The following is a 1187-nucleotide window of genomic DNA, read 5'->3' as shown; positions in this document are numbered from 1 at the left end:
TAACGTTTTGGAAATTTGTGCAGAAATGGCATTGCTTGCAGAACCATTGTCGCACCGCACAAAACTAAATAATTAACGAAAAACCTGAGTTGAACCACCGTCAGCCATTTTTGAACAAATTTGCTGTTAGCGGTTCGGCTTTCTTTTAATCCCTTTTGTTAAGCTATTTTCTAGTTTTTCAATTGATTGTCGTAATATATTTTTCTATTTCTTCACTTTCTCCGAATGCAGTTGTCGGATTGTTAAACGGTGGTCGGTCAGAATTTTGAGGACTTAAAATTTCTCCATTTTCAATTTCGTCCGCATACTTAATGTTTGTTCTGAATTTTCCTTGTCCCCTGAAGTTTAGAATTACTGCTTGAACACCTGTAATGATACAAATTTGCAAGCCTGTTTCTTCGCTTTCAAAAAAGTCATTTTGATTTAGTCGCATACGAACAGTTTTTCCATCTAATAAACTTTCTGGGCAGTAACCATTCCACATATTTGAAATTTTGCTTTCGTTCACGTTTGTGGTTTTCAAGTTGTTACCGAAAGTAAAAAGAAATACTTCAATGTTTTCGCCTTCCGTTTCTATCTTTTCCGCAAGTTGTTGAGTGATTTGTAAAAAGTTAAGATAATTTTTCTCAGCATTTTCGTAGCATACCTTGCTAAGTTGTTGAAACTCGAAATATGTTTTATTAGCAAAAACGTCAATTAGCCTTTGGTCAAGTATGAGGCAAGGATTATCATTGAATGTTAGCTTAAAAAAGTAAAGTAGTTTGCTATAAGTGGAAAGTCCGAGTCCTTTAACACTCTTCAATGTAATAGTGAGATTATTGAAATCTTCTGTTGTAGGTCGGTCGGTTTGTTTTAGTTTTTTGAAAGCACTTTCAATTAGGTCAATGTGTTTAAGAATATCTACAAAATGGTTGCCACGCATTCCGTATGGATAACCCCAATATATTGTTTTGACAATCTTTTCTATTAAATCTTTCGTTTCAAAAATGTCTTGTCGGCTAATTGTCAAGGTTGGTTTATTATGAAATATTCCTTCATTTAGTTTTTTTAACCATTCAATTTGGCTTTCAGCTTTGTTCCAAGTTGTTCGCTTTGTCTTAAAACTTTGTTGTTTTACAGGCAAGTTTGAAATCAATATTTTGTAATTGTTAATTTTCATTTGTGTCGATTTAAGCTGACCGCTAACG

General features: G+C 33.5%; 1 protein-coding gene. It reads right to left on the bottom strand.

The annotated features are described in order from the left end of the window. Positions 1 to 178: 178 nt before the first annotated feature. The gene (locus ABIB40_RS20655; RefSeq protein WP_354361848.1) at positions 179 to 1159 is read right to left on the bottom strand and encodes an 8-oxoguanine DNA glycosylase OGG fold protein; all 981 of its coding nucleotides are present in this window, start codon (positions 1157 to 1159) and stop codon (positions 179 to 181) included. Positions 1160 to 1187: the final 28 nt, after the last annotated feature.

Source organism: Pedobacter sp. UYP30 (genome assembly GCF_040547165.1).
Lineage (GTDB): Bacteria > Bacteroidota > Bacteroidia > Sphingobacteriales > Sphingobacteriaceae > Pedobacter.
This window is presented reverse-complemented; position numbering and strand designations above follow the sequence as displayed.